Source organism: Leclercia sp., from assembly GCF_036780805.1.
GTDB lineage: Bacteria > Pseudomonadota > Gammaproteobacteria > Enterobacterales > Enterobacteriaceae > Enterobacter.
Genome location: NZ_DAIQCE010000011.1, coordinates 65335 through 86112, shown reverse-complemented (window position 1 = coordinate 86112; position 20778 = coordinate 65335). Strand labels below are relative to the sequence as shown.

21 protein-coding genes are annotated in these 20778 nt (G+C 59.6%); 18 read left to right on the top strand and 3 right to left on the bottom strand.

Translation table 11 applies throughout. The annotated features are described in order from the left end of the window. Positions 1-259: 259 nt before the first annotated feature. The 7 genes from srlA to gutQ all read left to right on the top strand — a co-directional run bounded on the left by srlA (position 260) and on the right by gutQ (position 5196). Complete coding sequence (gene srlA, locus V7Q49_RS19545) at positions 260-823, top strand: PTS glucitol/sorbitol transporter subunit IIC (RefSeq protein ID WP_333854562.1); 564 nt, start codon at positions 260-262, stop codon at positions 821-823. Next, on the top strand, positions 820-1779 hold the full coding sequence (gene srlE, locus V7Q49_RS19540) for a PTS glucitol/sorbitol transporter subunit IIB (RefSeq protein ID WP_333854560.1): 960 nt from the start codon (positions 820-822) through the stop codon (positions 1777-1779). Before srlA ends, srlE begins: the two co-directional genes overlap by 4 nt. 12 nt (positions 1780-1791) lie before the next feature. Then, the gene (gene srlB / locus V7Q49_RS19535) at positions 1792-2154 is read left to right on the top strand and encodes a PTS glucitol/sorbitol transporter subunit IIA (RefSeq protein ID WP_333854558.1); all 363 of its coding nucleotides are present in this window, start codon (positions 1792-1794) and stop codon (positions 2152-2154) included. 15 nt (positions 2155-2169) lie between these two features. Beyond that, positions 2170-2949: a sorbitol-6-phosphate dehydrogenase gene (gene srlD, locus V7Q49_RS19530; RefSeq protein WP_333854556.1), complete on the top strand. Its 780-nt coding sequence runs from the start codon at positions 2170-2172 to the stop codon at positions 2947-2949. Between the two features lie 92 nt (positions 2950-3041). Beyond that, entirely contained in the window at positions 3042-3401 is a 360-nt protein-coding gene (gene gutM / locus V7Q49_RS19525) for a transcriptional regulator GutM (protein WP_333854554.1), read from the top strand. A 63-nt stretch (positions 3402-3464) separates the two neighbouring features. Further along, entirely contained in the window at positions 3465-4238 is a 774-nt protein-coding gene (gene srlR, locus V7Q49_RS19520; RefSeq protein ID WP_333854552.1) for a glucitol operon DNA-binding transcriptional repressor SrlR, read from the top strand. Next, a complete protein-coding gene (gutQ, locus tag V7Q49_RS19515; protein ID WP_333854550.1) occupies positions 4231-5196 on the top strand; it encodes an arabinose-5-phosphate isomerase GutQ in 966 nt (321 codons plus the stop codon). Before srlR ends, gutQ begins: the two co-directional genes overlap by 8 nt. Here gutQ and norR read toward each other — a convergent pair. Continuing rightward, positions 5193-6707, bottom strand: coding sequence for a nitric oxide reductase transcriptional regulator NorR (gene norR / locus V7Q49_RS19510; RefSeq protein WP_333854548.1), 1515 nt, complete (start codon positions 6705-6707; stop codon positions 5193-5195). The genes gutQ and norR overlap by 4 nt on opposite strands. A 189-nt stretch (positions 6708-6896) precedes the next feature. Here norR and norV point away from each other — a divergent pair, with 189 nt between their 5' ends. The 4 genes from norV (at position 6897) to V7Q49_RS19490 (ending at position 11587) form a co-directional block, all read left to right on the top strand. After that, the gene (gene norV / locus V7Q49_RS19505; RefSeq protein ID WP_333854546.1) at positions 6897-8339 is read left to right on the top strand and encodes an anaerobic nitric oxide reductase flavorubredoxin; all 1443 of its coding nucleotides are present in this window, start codon (positions 6897-6899) and stop codon (positions 8337-8339) included. Then, a complete protein-coding gene (gene norW / locus V7Q49_RS19500; RefSeq protein ID WP_333854544.1) occupies positions 8336-9469 on the top strand; it encodes an NADH:flavorubredoxin reductase NorW in 1134 nt (377 codons plus the stop codon). The genes norV and norW overlap by 4 nt, the downstream gene beginning before the upstream one ends. Positions 9470-9634: 165 nt before the next feature. After that, positions 9635-9787 (top strand): hypothetical protein, encoded by a 153-nt coding sequence (locus tag V7Q49_RS19495; RefSeq protein WP_333854542.1) that lies wholly within the window; start codon positions 9635-9637, stop codon positions 9785-9787. A 147-nt stretch (positions 9788-9934) separates the two neighbouring features. Continuing rightward, the gene (locus tag V7Q49_RS19490) at positions 9935-11587 is read left to right on the top strand and encodes an SgrR family transcriptional regulator (RefSeq protein ID WP_333854540.1); all 1653 of its coding nucleotides are present in this window, start codon (positions 9935-9937) and stop codon (positions 11585-11587) included. Here the strand turns inward: V7Q49_RS19490 and V7Q49_RS19485 are convergent, their stop codons facing one another. After that, on the bottom strand, positions 11588-12601 hold the full coding sequence (locus tag V7Q49_RS19485) for a LacI family DNA-binding transcriptional regulator (protein ID WP_333854538.1): 1014 nt from the start codon (positions 12599-12601) through the stop codon (positions 11588-11590). It lies immediately after the preceding gene. A 244-nt stretch (positions 12602-12845) separates the two neighbouring features. Here V7Q49_RS19485 and ascF point away from each other — a divergent pair, with 244 nt between their 5' ends. From ascF to V7Q49_RS19455, 6 genes are all read left to right on the top strand, one after another. Continuing rightward, a complete protein-coding gene (ascF, locus tag V7Q49_RS19480; protein WP_333854536.1) occupies positions 12846-14297 on the top strand; it encodes a PTS cellobiose/arbutin/salicin transporter subunit IIBC in 1452 nt (483 codons plus the stop codon). 18 nt (positions 14298-14315) lie between these two features. Then, the gene (locus tag V7Q49_RS19475; RefSeq protein ID WP_333854534.1) at positions 14316-15740 is read left to right on the top strand and encodes a 6-phospho-beta-glucosidase; all 1425 of its coding nucleotides are present in this window, start codon (positions 14316-14318) and stop codon (positions 15738-15740) included. A gap of 194 nt (positions 15741-15934) precedes the next feature. Next, on the top strand, positions 15935-16933 hold the full coding sequence (locus V7Q49_RS19470; RefSeq protein ID WP_333854532.1) for an ABC transporter substrate-binding protein: 999 nt from the start codon (positions 15935-15937) through the stop codon (positions 16931-16933). Continuing rightward, positions 16933-17970, top strand: coding sequence for a FecCD family ABC transporter permease (locus V7Q49_RS19465; protein ID WP_333854530.1), 1038 nt, complete (start codon positions 16933-16935; stop codon positions 17968-17970). Before V7Q49_RS19470 ends, V7Q49_RS19465 begins: the two co-directional genes overlap by 1 nt. After that, positions 17970-18731, top strand: a complete 762-nt coding sequence (locus V7Q49_RS19460; protein WP_333854528.1) for an ABC transporter ATP-binding protein — start codon at positions 17970-17972, stop codon at positions 18729-18731. Before V7Q49_RS19465 ends, V7Q49_RS19460 begins: the two co-directional genes overlap by 1 nt. A gap of 13 nt (positions 18732-18744) precedes the next feature. Then, complete coding sequence (locus V7Q49_RS19455; RefSeq protein WP_333854526.1) at positions 18745-19974, top strand: MFS transporter; 1230 nt, start codon at positions 18745-18747, stop codon at positions 19972-19974. A gap of 3 nt (positions 19975-19977) precedes the next feature. Here the strand turns inward: V7Q49_RS19455 and V7Q49_RS19450 are convergent, their stop codons facing one another. Then, positions 19978-20322, bottom strand: a complete 345-nt coding sequence (locus V7Q49_RS19450; RefSeq protein ID WP_333854644.1) for a nitrous oxide-stimulated promoter family protein — start codon at positions 20320-20322, stop codon at positions 19978-19980. 189 nt (positions 20323-20511) lie between these two features. Here V7Q49_RS19450 and V7Q49_RS19445 point away from each other — a divergent pair, with 189 nt between their 5' ends. Continuing rightward, a complete protein-coding gene (locus V7Q49_RS19445) occupies positions 20512-20742 on the top strand; it encodes a SymE family type I addiction module toxin (protein ID WP_333854524.1) in 231 nt (76 codons plus the stop codon). The last annotated feature ends 36 nt before the right edge of the window (positions 20743-20778 follow it).

Here is a 20778-nt window from a genome sequence, read left to right as displayed (position 1 = left end):
ATTCAACGAATTCGATAAGTGGCAAGTATGGTAAAGCATCCGGGACACCTCAAGGAAGAGGTGCGAACCGGCACGGCAAAATCTTTACGCGTCTAAAGACAAATTCGTCCTCTTCTCAACCACGCCGACCTCTCCTCGCTCATTATCTTTCAAAATAATCCATTTTTCTTTCATTGTGAGATCTGTTTAACACTTTAAAACCTTTCAAAGTGATTATTATTAGCCCGTCAGAGATGAACTCACCCTACAGGAGAAAACAATGATAGAAACCATCACCCACGGCGCCGAGTGGTTTATCGGGCTGTTTCAGAAAGGTGGCGAGGTCTTTACCAGCATGGTCACCGGGATCCTGCCGCTGCTGATCAGCCTGCTGGTGATCATGAATGCATTGATCAACTTTATTGGTCAGCATCGGATCGAAAAGCTGGCCCAGCGCTGCGCCGGTAACCCCATTTCCCGCTATCTGCTGCTGCCCTGCATCGGTACCTTCGTATTCTGTAACCCGATGACCCTGAGCCTCGGGCGCTTTATGCCCGAGCGCTACAAGCCGAGCTACTACGCCGCGGCATCCTACAGTTGCCACTCGATGAACGGTCTGTTTCCGCACATTAACCCCGGCGAACTGTTCGTCTATCTGGGCATCGCCAGCGGCCTGACTACCCTCGGCCTGCCGCTCGGCCCGCTGGCGGTGAGTTACCTGCTGGTCGGCCTGGTGACCAACTTCTTCCGCGGCTGGGTGACCGATCTCACTACCGCCATTTTCGAAAAGAAAATGGGCATCCAGCTTGAACAGAAAGTCCAGCTTGCAGGAGCCACAGCATGACCCGTATCCGGATTGAAAAAGGCGTGGGCGGCTGGGGCGGCCCGCTGGAACTCGACGCCACCACAGAAAAGAAGATCGTCTATATCACCGCGGGCACCCGCCCGGCGATTGTCGACAAACTGCGCGAACTCACCGGCTGGGACGCGGTGGATGGCTTTAAGGAGGGCGAGCCGCCGGAAGCGGAGATCGGCGTGGCGGTGATCGACTGCGGCGGCACCCTGCGCTGCGGCATTTACCCGAAACGGCGCATACCCACCGTCAATATCCATTCGACGGGCAAATCCGGCCCGCTGGCGCAGTACATCCTGGAGGACATCTACGTCTCCGGGGTGAAAGTGGAGAACATCAGCCTCGCAGAGGGTGCCGCCCCGGCGAAGAAGAGCGCGCCGCGTGAATACGACACCAGCAAGAAGATCACCGAACAGAGCGACGGCCTGCTGGCGAAAGTCGGGATGGGGATGGGCTCCGCGGTGGCGGTGCTGTTCCAGTCCGGGCGCGACACCATCGACACGGTGCTGAAAACCATTCTGCCGTTTATGGCCTTCGTCTCGGCGCTGATCGGCATCATCATGGCGTCCGGTCTTGGCGACTGGATCGCCCACGGCCTCGCCCCGCTGGCCAGCCATCCGCTCGGGTTGGTGACCCTGGCGCTGATCTGCTCCTTCCCGCTGCTGTCGCCGTTCCTCGGCCCCGGGGCGGTGATCGCCCAGGTGATCGGCGTGCTGATTGGCGTGCAGATTGGGCTCGGCAATATTCCCCCGCACCTCGCCCTGCCCGCGCTGTTTGCCATTAATGCCCAGGCCGCCTGCGACTTTATCCCGGTGGGGCTATCGCTGGCCGAAGCACGCCAGGACACCGTGCGCGTCGGCGTCCCTTCCGTACTGGTGAGCCGCTTCCTGACCGGCGCGCCCACCGTACTGATTGCCTGGTTCGTCTCTGGCTTTATCTATCAATAAGAGGACTTCGTGATGACCGTGATTTACCAGACCACCATTACCCGCATCGGCCAGAGCGCCGCGGATGCCCTGAGCGACCAGATGCTGATCACCTTCCGTGAAGGGGCTCCGGCGGATATCGAAGAGTTCTGCTTTATCCACTGCCACGGCGAGCTGAGCGGCGCGCTGCGGCCCGGCAGCCAGCTCACGCTGGGCGACGCACGCTATCCGGTGACGGCAGTGGGCGATGTCGCGGAGCAGAACCTGCGCGAGCTGGGGCATATCACCCTGCGTTTTGATGGCCAGACCGCGGCGGAATACCCGGGCACCGTGCACGTTGCCGGGCCGGTTCCGCAGGCGGTGATGGCCGGTTGTGTACTGAAATTTGTGGCGTAATTAAAGGAGAGAAACATGGAACAGGTTGCAGTTGTCATTGGCGGGGGACAAACCTTAGGGGAATTTCTCTGCCGCGGGCTGGCCGCAGAAGGGTATCGCGTGGCGGTGGTGGACATTCAGAGCGAAAAAGCCGCCCGGGTCGCCAGCGAGATCAACCAGCAGTTTGGTGAAGGCAAGGCGTATGGCTTTGGTGCCGACGCCACCAGCGAGCAGAGCGTGATGGCGCTGTCGCACGGGGTGAATGAGATCTTTGGCCGCGTCGATCTGCTGGTCTACAGCGCCGGGATCGCCAAAGCGGCGTTTATCAGCGACGTGGCGCTGGGAGATTTCGACCGCTCATTGCAGGTGAACCTGGTGGGCTATTTCCTCTGCGCCCGGGAGTTCTCGCGCCTGATGATCCGCGACGGCATTGCCGGGCGCATCATTCAGATCAACTCCAAATCCGGCAAGGTGGGCAGCAAGCACAACTCCGGCTACAGCGCGGCCAAGTTCGGCGGCGTGGGGCTGACCCAGTCTCTGGCGCTGGATCTGGCCGAGTACGGCATTACCGTGCATTCACTGATGCTCGGCAACCTGCTGAAATCGCCGATGTTCCAGTCCCTGCTGCCGCAGTATGCCACCAAGCTGGGCATCGAGGCGGATCAAGTGGAGCAGTATTACATCGATAAAGTACCCCTGAAGCGCGGATGCGACTATCAGGACGTGCTGAATATGCTGCTGTTTTATGCCAGCCCGAAAGCCTCCTACTGCACCGGGCAGTCGATCAATATCACCGGCGGGCAGGTGATGTTCTGATTATGCAGGCTGAGGCCCTCTCCCGCAGGGAGAGGGAAATTATTCGTAGGCCGGGTAAGGTGCAGTCGCCACCCGGCAATTAAGGAGCTGATATGGTCACCACTCTCATCACCGTCGCCGTTATCGCCTGGCTGTGCCAGCTGGCGCTCGGCGGCTGGCAAATCCACCGCTTTAACCGCGCTTTCGACGCCCTCTGCCAGCAAGGTCGGGTGGGCGTGGGCCGCTCCGGTGGGCGCTTTAAGCCGCGGGTGATTGTCGCCATTGCGCTGGACGATAATCACCGGGTCTGCGACTCCTTGATGATGCGCGGCCTGACGGTCTTTGCCCGACCGGTGAAAATTGCAGCGATTAACGGCACCGCGTTGCAGGAATTAGAGCCTGATGTGATCTTTCCCAATGATTCGCTCTGTCAGGATGCACTATCATTAGCGCTTAAATTGAAACATGGATAATTTCGATGTGAACGTTATAAGCTTGCGAAATTATCATTTCGCAACCTGAGGAACTCAACGCCTATGAAACCCCGTCAGCGGCAGGCGGCCATACTCGACCATCTGCAAAAGCAGGGAAAATGTTCGGTGGAGGATCTGGCCCACTACTTTGACACCACCGGCACCACGATCCGTAAGGATCTGGTGATCCTGGAGAACGCCGGGGCGGTGATCCGCACCTACGGCGGCGTGGTGCTGAATAAGGACGAGGCCGATCCGCCCATCGATCACAAAACGCTGATCAATACCCACCAGAAGGCGTTAATTGCTGACGCGGCGGTAAAGTATATCCATGACGGCGACTCCATCATCCTCGACGCGGGCAGTACGGTGCTGCAGATGGTGCCGATGCTGAGCCGCTTTAATAACATCACGGTGATGACCAACAGCCTGCATATCGTCAACGCCCTGTCCGAATTCGACAACGAACAAACCATTCTGATGCCCGGCGGCACCTTCCGTAAAAAATCCGCCTCGTTTCACGGCCAGCTGGCGGAGAACGCCTTCGACCATTTCAGCTTTGACCGGCTGTTTATGGGCACCGACGGTATCGACCTCAACGCGGGCGTCACTACCTTCAACGAGGTGTTCAGCGTCAGCAAAGCGATGTGCAACGCCGCACGGGAAGTGATCCTGATGGCCGACTCGTCGAAGTTTGGCCGTAAAAGCCCGAATATTGTCTGTAGCCTTGAGAGCGTCGATAAGCTGATCACTGACGCGGGTATCGATCCGGCGTTCAAAAAAGCGCTGGAAGAGAAAGGAATCGAAGTGATCGTAACCGGAGAGAGAGATGAGTGATTTTCTGTTAAATGCGGGTCGTCAAACCCTGATGCTCGAACTACAGGAGGCCAGCCGCCTGCCGGACCGTCTGGGAGAGGATTTCGTTCGGGCGGCAAACACCATTATTCAGTGCGAAGGAAAAGTGATCGTCGCGGGCATTGGCAAATCCGGGCATATCGGCAAAAAGATTGCCGCGACCCTGGCCAGCACCGGCACCCCGGCCTTTTTTGTCCATCCGGCGGAAGCCCTGCACGGCGACCTGGGGATGATCGAAAGCCGCGACGTGCTGCTGTTTATCTCCTACTCCGGCTCGGCGAAAGAGCTGGATCTGATCCTGCCTCGCCTGCAGGAAAAATCGGTCGCGCTGCTGGCAATGACCGGTAAACCGCGTTCGCCGCTGGCGCTGGCCGCCAAAGCCACGCTGGACATTTCGGTGGAGCGCGAAGCCTGCCCGATGCACCTGGCCCCGACCTCCAGCACCGTCAATACCCTGATGATGGGCGATGCGCTGGCGATGGCGGTGATGCAGGCCCGCGGCTTTAATGAAGAAGATTTTGCCCGCTCTCACCCCGCAGGGGCGCTGGGCGCGCGCCTGCTGAATAAGGTGCATCATCTGATGCGCAGCGGTGACGCCACCCCGCAGGTGAGGCTGAACACCAGCGTGATGGACGCGATGCTGGAGCTGAGCCGCACCGGCCTGGGTCTGGTGGCGGTGTGCGATGACGACAGCCAGGTAAAAGGTGTCTTCACCGACGGCGACCTGCGTCGCTGGCTGGTGGCCGGCGGCAAACTGGAAGTGAGCGTCAGCAGCGCCATGACCTCCGGCGGCCTGACGCTGAATGCCGAAAGCCGCGCCATTGAAGCCAAAGAGCTGCTGCTGAAGCGCAAAATCACCGCCGCTCCGGTGGTGGACGACGCTGGCCGCCTGTGCGGTGCCATCAACCTGCAGGATTTCTACCAGGCAGGCATTATCTAGCTCTTGAGACCCAGACGTTTCGCCAGCCGGTGCAGGTTGGCGACGTCGGTCTCCAGCGCCCTCGCGCTCGCCGCCCAGCTGCGGCTGTTCTGCTCCAGCGCCCGGGTAATCATCTGGCGTTGAAACGCTTCCGTCGCCTCACGCAGATTCTGATTCGCCACTACCGGGGTTTCCGGCGTTACCGCAGGCGCGCTCTCATCATGCAGGGCAAAATGCCGGGCGTGGATCACCACGTCATCCCCCAGCCGTGCCGCCCGGGCCAGCACCACCGCCCGATGGATGGCATGTTCCAGCTCGCGCACGTTGCCCGGCCAGCCGTAGCTCAGCAGGTGCGCCCGCGCACCGGGGCTGAGCACCACCCGGGATAACCCCATCCGTAAACGGCACTGCTCGCAGAAATAGCCCGCCAGCAGCACCACGTCCTCACCCCGCTCGCGCAGCGGCGGCACCGAAAGCGGGAAAACGCTCAGACGATGGAACAGGTCGGCGCGGAAGTTCCCGGCCAGCACCTCTTCGCGCAGATCGCGGTTGGTGGCCGCCAGCACCCGCACGTCAACCCGCAGGCTGCGGTCGTCGCCCACCCGCTGGATATCACCGTACTGCAACACCCGCAGCAGCTTGGCCTGCAGCGCCAGCGACAGCTCGCCAATCTCATCGAGGAACAGGGTGCCGTTATCGGCCATCTCAAACTTGCCGCTGCGGTTGCTGATGGCCCCGGTAAAGGCCCCTTTCACGTGGCCGAACAGCTCGCTCTCCGCCACGCTCTCCGGCAGGGCGGCGCAGTTGAGATAGACCAGCGGATTGACCGCCCGCGGTGAGGCCTCGTGGATGGCTTTCGCCACCAGCTCTTTGCCGGTGCCGGTTTCGCCCTCGATCAGCACGTTCAGGTCGGAGGCGGCGACAATCTCAATCTCTTTTTTCAGGCTCATCATGCCCGGCGACAGGCCGATCATCTCGGTGTTTTTCACCTGCTCAAACACTGCCGGGCCCGTGGGCAGGCTGTTCTGGCTCTCGAGCTGCTCAATCAGCAGGGCATTGTTCAGCGCCCCGGCGGCGAGGGCGGCAATCAGCCTCAGCTCCTCGTCGCTGAAGGTATCGAACTGATCCGGCGACATGCCGTCGAGCGTCAGGGCGCCAATCAGGTTCTGCCCGGCAAACAGCGGCAGGCCGATACAGGCGTGCACCTTCAGGCTCTCCTGGCCGGGGATTAACCCGTCGTAAGGATCGGGCAGGTCGCTGTCGGCCGGGAAGCGCACGACATCCCCGGCGCGGGCGATGGTCTCCAGCCGCGGATGCCCCTCCAGGGTAAAACGTCGCCCCAGCACGTCCTGGGCAAGGCCGTCGATCGCCAGCGGGATAAACTGCCGTCCTTCATAGCGCAGCAGCGCCGAGGCATCGCAATCCAGCACGTGACGCAGGGTGGAGATCAGCCGCTGAAAACGATCCTGATGGCCGATACCGCTCTGCAATTCAATGGCGATTTTCGCCAGCACCTCTACAGAAAAACTCATTGTCGCCTCGCTGTCATTTTGACAATGCATATTGTCATATTGACTATATCAATAACAGTCAAATTGACTACCTCTCAGGAGGTATTATTTATAAATTCCATAAAAATCAAGCAATTAAAAAGTTGGCACGCAACCTGCAATTACCATTACATCTTTCGTTTAATTTCGCTGTATTAAGTTGAGGTTGCTATGTCTATTCTGGTTAAAAACAATATTCATTGGGTTGGTCAACGTGACTGGGAAGTGCGTGATTTTCACGGGACGGAGTACAAAACGCTGCGCGGCAGCAGCTACAACAGCTATCTCATCCGGGAAGAAAAAAACGTCCTGATCGATACCGTCGATCATAAGTTCAGCCGTGAGTTCGTGCAAAACCTGCGCAGTGAAATTGACCTCGCCGATATCGACTACATCATCATTAACCATGCTGAAGAAGATCACGCCGGGGCGCTAACCGAGCTGATGTCCTGCATCCCGGACACGCCGATTTACTGCACCAATAACGCCATCGACTCCATCAATGGTCATCACCACCATCCAGAGTGGAATTTCAACGTCGTGAAAACCGGTGACTCACTGGATATCGGCAACGGCAAACAGCTGATCTTCGTTGAAACCCCAATGCTGCACTGGCCGGACAGCATGATGACCTACATGACCGGCGACGCCGTGCTGTTCAGTAATGACGCCTTCGGCCAGCACTACTGCGACGAACGTCTGTTCAATGACGAAGTGGATCAGGCCGAGCTGTATGAGCAGTGCCAGCGCTACTACGCGAATATCCTAACCCCGTTCAGCCGTCTGGTGACGCCAAAAATTACCGAAATCCTCGGCTTCAACCTGCCGGTGGATATGATTGCGACCTCTCACGGGGTGGTATGGCGTGAGAACCCAACCCAGATCGTCGAGCAGTACCTGAAATGGGCGGCAGACTATCAGGAAGATCGCATCACCATTTTCTACGACACCATGTCCAACAACACCCGCATGATGGCCGACGCGATTGCCCAGGGCATCAACGAAGTGGATCCGAACGTGGCGGTGAAAATCTTTAACGTGGCGCGCAGCGACAAGAACGACATTCTGACCAACGTCTTCCGCTCCAAAGGCGTGCTGGTGGGGACCTCCACCATGAACAACGTGATGATGCCGAAAATTGCCGGCCTGGTGGAAGAGATGACCGGCCTGCGCTTCCGCAACAAACGCGCCAGCGCCTTCGGCTCCCACGGCTGGAGCGGCGGCGCGGTTGACCGCCTCTCCACGCGTCTGCAGGATGCGGGCTTTGAAATGTCGATGAGCCTGAAGGCGAAATGGCGTCCGGATCTGGATGCGCTGGAAATCTGCCGTCAGCACGGTCGTGACATTGCACGTCAGTGGGCGCTCGCTCCGCTGCCAGACGCGACCCCAAAAGCCGCACCTGAACAGGAAACCGCTGCCGCCGCTGCCGCAGCCGACCTCGGGCCTTGCATGCAGTGCAGCGTCTGCCAGTGGATTTACGATCCCGCCCTCGGCGAACCGCTGCAGGATGTCGCTCCAGGCACACCGTGGAGCGACGTGCCGGATAACTTCCTGTGCCCGGAATGTTCCCTCGGTAAAGACGTCTTTGACGAACTGGCATCGGAGGCAAAATGAGCCACGGCATTGTGATTATCGGCTCGGGCTTCGCCGCCCGCCAGCTGGTGAAAAATATCCGTAAACAGGATGCGAACGTCCCGCTGACGCTGATCGCCGCGGACAGCATGGATGAGTACAACAAGCCAGACTTAAGCCACGTTATCAGCCAGAGTCAGCACGCCGACGACCTCACCCGCCAGACGGCGGGGGAGTTTGCCGAACAGTTTAACCTGCGTCTGTTCCCTTACAGCTGGGTCACCGACATTGATGCCGCCGCGCACGTGGTGAAAGCGAAAGACCAGCAGTGGTCGTATGACAAACTGGTTCTGGCCACCGGGGCTTCGGCCTTTGTGCCGCCGGTTGCGGGCCGCGAACTGATGCTGACCCTGAACAGCCAGATGGAGTACCGGGCCTGCGAAACCACGCTGCGTGACGCGAAGCGGGTGATGATTGTCGGCGCGGGGCTTATCGGCAGCGAACTGGCGATGGATTTTTGCCGGGCCGGGAAAGCGGTCACCCTGGTTGACCATTCCGCCAGCATTCTGTCGGCGCTGATGCCAGCCGAAGTAAGTAGTCGCTTACAGCATCGGCTGACCGATATGGGCGTGCATTTGCAGCTGAAATCCCAGCTGCAAAGCCTGAGCAAAACCGATACCGGGATCTGCGCCCTGCTGGACAGAGACCGCTGCATTGAGGTGGATGTCGTCATTGCCGCCACCGGCCTGCGTCCGGAAATCGGGCTGGCCCAGCGTGCGGGTGCGGAAACCAACCGCGGCGTGAAGGTCGACAGCTATCTGCAAACCACCCAGCCGGACATCTATGCCCTGGGCGACTGCGCCGAAATCAACGGCCAGGTGCTGCCGTTCCTGCAGCCGATCCAGTTAAGCGCCATGTATCTGGCGAAGAACCTGCTCGGGGGCAACACCCCGTTGAAACTGCCTGCCATGCTGGTGAAGGTCAAAACGCCGGAACTGCCGCTGCATCTGGCAGGTGAAACCCAGCGCCAGGATCTGCACTGGCAGATCGCCATCGAACCTCAGGGGATGGTGGCGAAAGGGGCCGACAGCGAAGGCCATTTGCGCGCCTTCGTGGTCAGTGAAGATCGGATGAAGGAGGCCTTTGCCCTGCTGAAATCATTATCTGTTTAACCCTCAAACTCTCGCACTGACTCGTTGTATGCTTGTCCGATTTTGCCTTTCGCAGCCCCGGTGCCCCGGGGCTTTTTTAATGCGGAACAGCTGCTAAACCCCGTCCTGTTTTAATCCCTTTTTGCGGCCTACTCTGTTGCGGTATTCATCAGCCGGAGACCGCCAATGAACAACTTCGCCCAGGAACTTAACTATCTTGCTGCCTGGTTCAGACAGGCAAAGAAACATGAACGTATTTTATTCCGCTGGCTGTATCTCAGCCCGGAAGCGCGCATCGAGCGCCTGCGCGAGCTTATGATGCCTGTCAGTAAGCGCTGATTGCCCGGCGGCGCTCACGCTTGCACGGGCCTACGGTTTTTGTAGGCCGGGTAAGGCGTAGCCGCCACCCGGCAAAACAAACCGCACCGTTTATTATCGCGCAAAAACCCCTACACTCTTCACAACGCCTTTGTCAGGGATGCCGCCATGCGCCAGATCCAGAAAATCCGCCAGTACCAGCGGCTCGCCGTGCATTATGGTTTCAGCGCCAGACTCACCACCATCGCCGAAGTCGCGGAGGTAGCGCTGTGCAGCGAACGTCACGCCCGGACGCTGTTACGCCAGCTGGCGGAAAGCGGCTGGTTAAGCTGGAAGGCGCAGCCGGGGCGCGGGCATCGCGCTACCCTGCACTGCCTGGTGACCACCAGCGAACTCAGCGCCCCGCTGATGCATGCCTGCCTGGAAAAAGGCGATTATCAGAGCGCGCTGCAGCTGGCGGATGGCGATCCGGCCAGCCTGCATCACATCATCACCCCGTTTCTTGGCGGCAAATGGCTGAAGCATCAGCCGACGCTGCGCATCCCCTGGTATCGCCCGCTCACCTCCCTGCACCCAGCGCTGCATCGTCGGCGCGCCGAGCAGCATATTATCTGCGCGGTCCACGCCGGGTTAACCCGGTATGAGCCGGGCCAGGCGCAGCCGGTGGCGGATCTGGCGCACCACTGGGCCTGCTCTGGCGACGGACTGCGCTGGCATTTTTATCTGCGCAGCGGCGCACACTGGCATAACGGCCAGCCGCTGAACGATGACGATATTCTGAGTGCGATGCAGCAGCTGCTGGCCGATCCGGCGCGCAACAGCGGGCTGTTGCATATCGACGCGGTCACCCTCGTCGCCCCCTGGTGTCTGGCGGTGTATCTGCATGCCCCGGATGCGCTGCTGGCCCATCGCCTTGCGCATCCGGTCTGCCGCCTGCCGCATCCCCGACAGCCGGAGATCGGCGCCGGGCCGTTCGCCATTGCCCGTCACCATTCGCATTTTCTGCGTCTCGAGCGCCAGCCCTGGTACTTTGCCGCCCATCCGCTGCTGCACGCGATTGAGTTCTGGCGCACCGGCACGGTCGCCGATAAACCGGCATGGATCACGGTAGGGAAAGGCAGCGCCCCGCAGGAAGCGGTGACCTCAACCAGCGGCGGTTTTGCCTGGCTGATGGTCAATGCAAAATTGCCCAAAGCGCTGGCCGCGTATTTGCGCCAGACCGCCCTGACCCTCAATCAGCAGTGCTTTGGCCGCCGCGAAGATCTGCAGATCCACACCGAAATCCTTCCCGGCCTGCGGGTGCCCACCCTGCCCGCGCCGTCTGATATCGACCTGCCCCCCCGGCTGAAACTGGTGTGCTATAACACCCCTGAGCTGCGCGAGCTGGCTGAAATCTGGCGGCACCAGCTGCAGCCGCATGGCTGTGAGCTGCACACCGAGTGGAAAGATCGCGATGGCTGGTATGCCCCCGATACGCTGGCGGATGCCGATCTGCTGCTGGGGGATCATCTGGCGACCGGAATGGCCGCCTTTGCGCTGGCGGAGTGGTTTATCTATGAACCCGCCTGGGCCACGGCGCTGGGCGAGGCAGGCTGGGAAGCCGCCAAACAGCAGCTGATGCAAAACAGCAACAGCGAAGCGCATTTTCAGGCCCATCTGATGCCCTTTTTCCAGCGCCTGCTGGCGGAGGGCCGTTGCACGCCGCTGTTCCACTATCGCTACCGGATCAACGCTCTGGAAAACGTGCAGGATATGGTCCTGACCGCGGGCGGTTGGCTCGATTTTACCCGCGCCTGGCTGCCCCCGGCCGCCGAATTGTAATCAGCGGTGCGGGCCGGGGATCACCGAATCACGCAGGATCAGCTCTCCGGCAAAGGTCTGCTGGAAGGTGAATTCCCCGCCGTCGAGCATAAAGATCAGGCGGCTGATGGTCTCTTTTACCATCTCGGTCACCGGCACGCGCACGCTGGAGAGCGCGGGCACCACGTACGGGGCCATCGCAATATCATCGAAACCGACCACCGAAACCGCTCCCGGCGCGGCAATCCCGCTGTCGTGGAGCTGCTTAATGGCGCCAATCGCCATATCGTCGTTGCTCGCCACCAGCGCGGTAAAACGTTCGCCGCGCGCCAGCAGCGTCGCCACCCCTGAAGCCCCGCTGGCCGGGGTCCATTTGCCCTCGACAATCAGCGATTCGCGCAGCGGAATGCGGTGCGCAGCCAGCGCGTCCTTGTAGCCGGAAAGACGCTCAATTCCGGTGGGGGAGTCCAGCGATCCGGTGATAAACGCGATGTCGCGATGGCCCTGCTCGATAAGGGTCGACACCGCGGCCTGGCTGGAGGCTTTATGATCCGACCAGACGCAGTGACTGCTGTTTTTGCGCAGACGTCGGTTGAGCACCATCACCGGCTGCTCGTGCTTCTGGATGATCTCGTCCATCTCATCGACGCTGAGAAAACGCGGATAGATGATGATCGCATCACAGCGCATATCGAGCAGATACTGAATCGCTTCGCGCTCTTCATCGGCGCTGTGCTTGCCATCGGCGAGGATTAGCTGACGCCCTTTCTCCTCGGTCATTCTGGCGGCGTGGAACAGCAGCTCGCTGAAATAGACCCCGTGATAGAGGGTGTTGGTCACCACCAGCCCGAGGGTTTGCGTACGCTTTGTTGCCAGGTTGCGCGCCAGTAAATTGGGGCGATAGCCGCTCTCTTCAATGGCCTGAAATACCCGGTCTTTTGTCTCCTGGCTCACGTAGCCATTGCCCGAAAGCACCCGGGAAACCGTCGCCTTCGAGACCCCTGCCCGCTTCGCCACTTCCAGCATCGTGGTCATCAATCTGTTCCGTCTGAATCTGATGAGCGGCAGTGTACTGCACCGCGTAAAAATTGTCGCAGCGTGGATCGCAGGCTTTTTTACGCCTTTAGTGATCGCCTTCACGAATCTAAAAAATGAGCAAAACGCGATCTTGTTTGATCCCAGGAAACTCTTCATGATTTTGTGGAACCGGTTTCCTATATAAGTTTCATCGTTGCAGACGGTGAAGACGTACCTTACTGATAAAACAGGATACAACCCGATGGCCAAAAATTATGCTGCGCTGGCGAATGCCGTTGTCAGCGCGCTCGGCGGCAAAGATAACATCGTCGCCGTCACCCACTGCATGACCCGACTGCGCTTTGTGGCGAAAGACGAGAGCCTGATCGACAGCGCCACGCTTAAAAGCATCAGCGGCGTGCTGGGGGTAGTGCGCAACGACAACCAGTGCCAGGTGATCATCGGCAATACCGTTTCCCAGGCCTACCGCGAGGTGGTCAACCTGCTGCCTGCCGATATGCAGCCAGCCGTGCCCCAGGGGCCGCAAAAGCTGACCCTGAAGCGCATCGGCGCGGGGATCCTCGACGCGCTGATCGGCACTATGTCCCCGCTGATCCCGGCGATCATCGGCGGGTCGATGGTCAAACTGCTGGCGATGATCCTCGAGATGACCGGCGTGCTCACCAAAGGCGAGCCGACGCTGACCATTCTGACGGTGATCGGCGATGGCGCATTCTTCTTCCTGCCGCTGATGGTGGCTGCCTCCGCCGCGGTGAAATTCAAAACCAACATGTCGCTGGCGATTGCCATTGCGGGCGTGCTGGTGCACCCGAGCTTTATCGAGCTGATGGCCAAAGCGGCGCAGGGCGAGCACGTTGAGTTCGCCTTTATTCCGGTTACCGCTGTGAAATACACCTACACGGTGATCCCGGCGCTGGTGATGACCTGGTGCCTGTCGTATATCGAACGTTGGGTGGATCGCATCACGCCAGCGGTGACCAAAAACTTCCTGAAGCCGATGCTGATCGTACTGATTGCCGCCCCGCTCGCCATCGTCCTGATTGGGCCGCTGGGGATCTGGATCGGTAGCGCCATCTCCGCGCTGGTCTACACCATTCACGGCTATCTGGGCTGGCTCTCCGTCGCCATCATGGGCGCGCTGTGGCCGCTGCTGGTGATGACCGGGATGCACCGCGTCTTTACGCCAACCATCATTCAGACCATTGCTGAAACCGGCAAAGAGGGGATGGTGATGCCGTCTGAAATCGGCGCCAACCTGTCGCTCGGCGGTTCGTCGCTGGCGGTAGCGTGGAAAACCAAAAACCCGGAACTGCGCCAGACGGCGCTGGCGGCGGCGGCCTCTGCCATCATGGCGGGGATCTCTGAACCGGCGCTGTACGGCGTGGCGGTTCGCCTGAAACGTCCGTTGATTGCGAGCCTGATCAGCGGCTTTATCTGCGGCGCGGTTGCCGGGATTGCCGGACTGGCCAGCCACTCGATGGCGGCACCGGGCCTGTTTACCAGCGTCCAGTTCTTCGACCCGGCTAACCCGATGTCCATCGTCTGGGTATTCGGGGTAATGGCCCTGGCCGTGGTGCTCTCTTTCGTGCTGACCCTGATCCTGGGCTTTGAAGATATCCCGGTAGAAGAGGAAGCGGAAAAAGCGCGCGCGCTGCAAACCGCACCGGTTCAGGCCAAAGCAGCACAAGCATAAATATTTAGCGAGGTAACAATGTCAGTTTTTCCACAAGGATTTTTATGGGGCGGCGCACTGGCCGCTAACCAGAGCGAAGGCGCATACCGCGAAGGCGGCAAGGGCCTGACCACCGTCGATATGATCCCCCACGGCGCCAACCGCCTGGCGGTAAAAGTCGGTAAGGAAAAACGTTTTTCGTTGCGTGACGACGAGTTTTACCCGAGCCACGAGGCGATTGATTTTTACCATCGCTATAAAGAAGACATCGCCCTGATGGCGGAGATGGGCTTCACGGTATTTCGCACCTCGATTGCCTGGAGCCGTCTCTATCCGAATGGCGACGAGCCGCTGCCTAATAAAGAGGGGATTGCCTTTTACCGGGCGGTGTTTGAGGAGTGCAAAAAGTACAACATCGAGCCGCTGGTGACCCTGTGCCACTTCGACGTGCCGATGCATCTGGTGACCGAGTACGGCTCCTGGCGCAACCGCAAGATGGTCGACTTCTTCGCCCGCTACGCCCGCACCTGCTTTGAGGAATTTAACGGGCTGGTGAAATACTGGCTGACCTTCAACGAGATCAACATCATGCTGCACAGCCCGTTCTCCGGTGCCGGGCTGGTGTTTGAGGAAGGTGAAAACGAAGATCAGGTCAAGTACCAGGCGGCGCACCACGAGCTGGTCGCCAGCGCGCTGGCGACCAAAATCGCCCACGAGGTGAACCCGGAAAACCAGGTGGGCTGCATGCTGGCGGGCGGTAACTTCTACCCTTACTCCTGCAAACCGGAAGACGTGTGGATGGCGCTGGAGAAAGACCGCGAGAACCTGTTCTTTATCGACGTGCAGGCGCGCGGCAGCTACCCGGCCTACTCTGCCCGGGTGTTCCGTGAAAAGGGCGTGGTGATTGTCAAAGATCCCGGCGACGACGAACTGCTGAAGAACACCGTCGATTTTGTGTCGTTCAGCTATTACGCCTCGCGCTGCGCCTCGGCGGACATGAACGCGGGGAACACCAGCGCGGCCAACATCGTTAAATCCCTGCGCAACCCGCATATCGAGGTAAGCGAATGGGGATGGGGCATCGACCCGCTGGGCCTGCGCATCACCATGAACATGATGTATGACCGCTACCAGAAGCCGCTGTTCCTGGTGGAGAACGGGCTGGGGGCGAAAGATGAAATTGACGCTAACGGCGAGATCAACGACGACTACCGCATCAGCTACCTGCGGGAGCATATCCGCGCCATGGGCGATGCGATTGAAGACGGCATCCCGCTGATGGGCTACACCAGCTGGGGCTGTATCGATCTGGTGGCCGCCTCGACGGGCGAGATGAGCAAGCGCTACGGCTTTATCTATGTCGATCGCGATGACGCCGGGAACGGCACCCTCGATCGCAAACGCAAAAAATCGTTCTGGTGGTACAAGAAAGTGATCGCCAGCAACGGTGCAGATTTAGATTAATTCCCCCCTCTTCGCCGGGCGGCGCTGCGCTTGCCCGGCCTACAAACGGCCTCATAAACCCAATAGTTTCATGACGTTATTATCGTTCATTGACACTACGAATATATCATTGTATAAAACTCCGCCGTAATAATGATATTCATTCTCAGCCAGTCCCGGGCTGTCATAAATAAATTAATGAAGGATAGCGTTTCATGAAAAAGGTCATCAGCGCATTAGGATTGCTGATCGCGACAGCCGGTTCCGCTTTTGCGACCACGTATCCTCTGACGATTGAGAATTGCGGATATAAAGAAACCTTCACCAAAGCGCCGGAGCGCGTCGTGGCGCTGGGACAAAACACCGTTGAAATTCTGCTGCTGTTAGGCCTTGAAGATAAGGTGGCCGCCAGCGCCTTCTGGCCAACCAAAGTGCTGCCGCAGCTGGCTGAACAGAATAAAAAAGTGAAAACGCTGACCGTCGAGATCCCGACCCTGGAATCCATTCTGGCGCAAAACCCGGACTTCGTTCCGGCGCAGCTGCCGCTGCTGCTCGGGCCAGAGAGTAAAGTCGCCAAACGCGAAGATCTGGCCACCGTAGGCGTGAACAGCTATATGTCGCCGGGCATGTGCGCCACCAAAAAAGGCGTTGGCGATATGTACGGCAGCCGCCAGAAGCTGTGGGACATGTCCTTCCTGTATAAAGAGATCGAAGATTTCGCCAAAATCTTCAACGTAGAAGATCGTGGTCAGGCGCTGATCGCCGACTTCAAAAAGCGCGAAACCGACCTGCGCAGCGAATTCAGCAAAAACAAAAAAGACCTGTCGTTCGTCTTCTGGTTCTCCAGCTCCTCCCCCTCTTCTGACGCCTACGTCGGCGGGAAAAACAGCGCCTCCGGCTTTATCGCCAACGTGCTGGGCGGCCACAACGCCATCACCTCCGAAACCGAATGGCCGACCGTGGGCTGGGAGAGCATTATTGCCGCCAACCCGGACGTGATCGTGGTCTCCAGCCTCGACCGTAATCGCTGGGCGCTGGACGATGCCCAGGAGAAAATCAAATTCCTGAAGAGCGATCCGGCGGTCAGCCAGCTCGATGCCGTTAAAAAAGGTCACATTGTGATCATGGACGGCCAGGCGATGAACCCGACCATCCGCACTATTTACGGTGCAGAGCAGATTGCTGACCAGCTCAGAAAGATGGGGCTCAATTAATGACCGCAGTGGTACAACAGACCCGACTGAGCTGGCTGCTGCCGGCGTCGGGTTTTCTGGCGATAGTGGCGTTGCTGCTGGTTATTGCCATCGGCGTCAGCGTGGGGGAGCTGTCGATCCCCCTGCAGAGCGTGTTCTATGCCATTACCAATAAAATCGGCTTAACCGAGGTCCCGCTCAACCGCATCTACGAGAGCGTGATCTGGGACTTCCGTCTGAGCCGGGCGCTGGTGGCCGCCTGCTGCGGCGCGGGCCTGGCGATATGCGGCGCGGTGCTGCAAAGCCTGCTGAAAAACGCCCTTGCTGAACCCTATGTGCTGGGCGTCTCAGCCGGGGCCTCCACGGGCGCAGTCTCGGTGGTGGTGCTGGGCATTGGCAGCGGCACCGTCACCCTTTCCGCTGGCGCTTTTGCCGGGGCCTTTGCCGCCTTTGCGTTTGTCGCCCTGCTGACCAACGGCGCGCGCGGCGGCAGCGAACGCACTATCCTTGCCGGGGTCGCCGCCTCGCAGCTGTTTAACGCCATCACCGCCTGGACCGTCAGCACCTCGGCCAGCGCCCAACAGGCGCGCGACGTGATGTTCTGGCTGCTGGGCAGCTTTAGCGGCGTGAGATGGCCCGAGTTTCAGCTGGTGCTCGTGGTAGTGCTGATTGGCCTGGCGATCTGTCTGTATTACGCCCGCGCGCTGGACGCCTTCACCTTTGGCGACGATGCCGCCGCCTCGCTGGGGATCGCCGTGCCCTGGGTGCGCCTGATGCTGTTTATCGTCACCGCGCTCATGACCGCGACCATCGTCAGCATGGCGGGCTCGATTGGCTTTGTCGGCCTGGTCGTACCGCACGTGATGCGCTTCTTGTTTGGCCCGCTGCACCGCACGCTGCTTATCGCCAGCGCGCTGGCCGGAGCGATCCTGATGGTGCTGGCGGATATCGCCTCCCGCCTGCTGATCGCTCCGCAAAGCCTGCCGGTTGGCGTGGTCACCGCGCTGGTGGGCGTTCCGTTCTTTGCCATGATTATCTACCGTTCAAGGAATAAGTGATGAGCATCACTGCGGAAAATGTCACCTGGAAGGTGGGTAAAAAGGTCATTGTCGACAATGTCTCTCTGGCGGTTTCCCGGGGGCAGACCGTCGGCCTGCTGGGGCCAAACGGCTCCGGCAAATCGTCGCTGCTGCGGATCCTTGCCGGGTTACGTCGCCCGCATAGCGGCACCGTCGCGCTGGATGGTAAAAGCATTAATGGGATCCCGAAAAAGCAGCTCGCCCGTCGGGTGGCCTTTGTGGAACAACACGGCATGACCGATGCCAACATGCGCGTGCGGGACGTGGTGAAGCTGGGGCGCATTCCGCATCACTCTCCGTTCTCCGGCTGGAAGGCGCAGGATGACGAAACCGTCAATTCGGCGCTGAAGACGGTGGATATGCTGCACAACAGCGATCAGGGCTGGCAAAGCCTCTCCGGCGGAGAACGCCAGCGCGTACACATTGCCCGGGCGCTGGCGCAGATGCCGACCGAAATCCTGCTGGATGAACCCACCAACCACCTGGATATTCACCATCAGATGCAGCTGATGCAGTTGATCAGCCAGCTGCCGGTCACCAGCATTGTCGCCATTCACGATCTTAACCACGCCGCGATGTTCTGCGATGCGCTGATTGTGATGCAGAAAGGGCGCATCGTTGCCTCGGGTACGCCGCAGGATATCCTTACCGAAGAGCTGCTGTGGGAGGTGTTCCGGGTGAAAACCCGCATTGAGCTGTCGCCTTACCACGGCAAAAAACATATCCACTACCTCGTCTGAGGCGAGGTACGCCGTGCTCCCGATCCGTCCTGCCACGCAACTCTGGCCGCCCGTCTTACTGGGCAGCCAGTTTATTTTTAATATCGGTTTTTATGCCGTTGTCCCCTTCCTGGCGATCTTTTTACGTGACGATATGCTGCTCTCCGGCGGGCTTATCGGGCTGGTGCTCGGGCTGCGAACCTTCTCCCAGCAGGGGATGTTTATCGTCGGCGGCGCCCTCTCCGACCGCTACGGCGCGCGCGTTATTATTCTCTGCGGCTGCGTGGTGCGGGTGGTGGGCTACCTGCTGCTGGCCTTTGGCTACAGCCTGCCCGTCATCATCGCCGGGGCATGCCTGACCGGGATCGGCGGCGCGCTCTTCTCCCCCTCCATCGAAGCCTTACTGGCAAAAGCCGGAACCCGCAGCGAGGCGCAGGGCAAACGCAGCCGCGCCGAGTGGTTCGCGCTATTTGCGGTGTGCGGTGAGCTGGGGGCGGTGCTTGGCCCGGTGGCGGGCGCTCTGCTCACCGGCCTGGGTTTTCGCCAGGTGGCACTGGCGGGGGCCGCAGTCTTCGTGGTGGCGCTGATTGTGCTGTTTTTCTGCCTGCCGGCCGGGTCGGCAAAAAACCAACCACTGCAAATCACCCCCTGGTGGACCACCTTTCGCCAGCCGCGGTTCGTGGCATTCATCATCGCCTGGAGCAGCTGGCTGTTAAGCTATAACCAGCTCTATCTGGCGCTGCCGGTGGAGATCCAGCGTGTCGGGGGGAGTGAAAAAGATCTTGGCCCGCTGTTTATGCTGGCCTCGGGGCTGGTGATCCTCTTTCAGCTGCCGCTGGCGCGCTTTGCCCGTCGGGTGGGGGTGCGGATCCTGCCGGTGGGCTTTCTTCTGATTGCCGCGTCCTTCCTCAGCGTCGCGCTCTTTGCTCCCTCAGAGCCGGCAACCGGCTGGCTGCGACTGCTGCCTGCGGCCTGCTTTGTCACGCTGCTGACCACCGGGCAGATGCTGCTGGTGCCGGCGGGTAAAGACGTGGTGCCGTGGTTTGCGAGTGAATCGACCCTGGGCGCGCATTATGGCGCGCTGGCCACCGCAGGCGGCTGCGCGGTGCTGGCGGGGAATTTATTGCTGGGCGATCTGCTCGATCGGGCGCTGACGCCCTCGGTCGGGGCGAGCTATCCATGGCTGGTGCTGGCGGTATTCCCGCTGTGCAGCGCCCTGGCCATGGTGGTTATCTGCCGCCCGATGCGCGGGCCGCGCACCTGAGCGTTACTTTTTCGGGCGGTACTTTTCCGGCAGCGCCGGGACCGGGCGACGATCGTCGATCAGATGGCGAATCGTCAGAATCGGGTGGCGCCAGAGCATCCGCGGCCCCGCCCAACGCATCACCTGCTTCATCTCTTCCCTTTTAGCTGGCTGATAGCAGTGAACCGGACACTGCTTGCAGGCCGGTTTCTCCTCGCCAAATACGCATTTATCCAGCCGCTTGTCGGCGTATGCATTCAGCGCCGGATAGTGCCCCGCGGCTTTCGATGCCTCCGGGCACTGCGTTTGATACAGCGCGATCATCTTGCGGATGGTCTCTTTTTCGCGCGCGATCCGTTTTCCTGACATGATCTGATACCCACTGATAAGTTGCATTAATAATACATTTTTCAGGCGGGATGTTCAGCCCGATTTCATCTTTTACATTGCGTTTCCTGAAGGCGCTTCGCAGTTCTGCGTTTGTCTCTGACTCATTTTACTGGCATTTTATACAGGTATTTATTTCACCGGATCCTTCCCTGAGAAAAAGGAGTTTCTATGTCGGATATGTGTATTTCCAGACCCCGCCGCCATCTCACCGTCGGCTATTACAGAAAGCGTCACGAGGATCGCAAGACCAAGATCCCAACGCGCTACAGCGTGCATGCCGCGCTGAGTTTAAAAGGCGACTGGCTCGAAGAGGCCGGTTTTAAAACCCATTCCCGGGTGCGGGTGCTGGTCGAACAGGGGAAATTAGTGATTGAGCTGGAAGTGGAAGAGGCCGCGTAAATCGCGACATTTTGCTGCGCCGGGTCTTTTTTTCAT